Here is a 416-nt window from a genome sequence, read left to right as displayed (position 1 = left end):
TTAGCCCACGTATTCCGGTTTCATATCTGCCAGGGTGATGCTGAACTGGTCGTGCAGCTCGTCGCCCAGGTGACGTTTTGCCGCTGCCAGCACTCGCTCGACTTCCCCGAAACGCGCTGCTGCATCCGGTTCGCCCGGAGACGGCAGGGAGTTGATCGCGGCCTCAACCTTGTTACGTGAATCAACCAGGTAATAGCGTTTCACTGCTTTGTTCTTCAGTTCGGTGAACAGGGCTGAACCCAGTGTGGCCTTCGCACTTTCGATATCAGCGCGTAGTGCTTTGGCGCTATCAACATCCTGTGCGGCATCTATACGCTCGCGGAAATCATCAGCCAGTGAGTCGATATTTATTGACGATTCCTGCGCGCCCTGCGTGGTTGTGACGGTGTCACCTGAAATATCAGACAGGTTAACGT

Annotated in this window: 1 pseudogene; it reads right to left on the bottom strand. The window is 54.8% G+C overall.

Annotated elements, in window-relative coordinates:
* Window positions 1-416: pseudogene (locus JSN25_RS17195) on the bottom strand (enterohemolysin); the annotation flags it as partial.

Source organism: Citrobacter cronae (assembly GCF_016893685.1).
GTDB lineage: Bacteria > Pseudomonadota > Gammaproteobacteria > Enterobacterales > Enterobacteriaceae > Citrobacter > Citrobacter werkmanii.
This window is presented reverse-complemented; position numbering and strand designations above follow the sequence as displayed.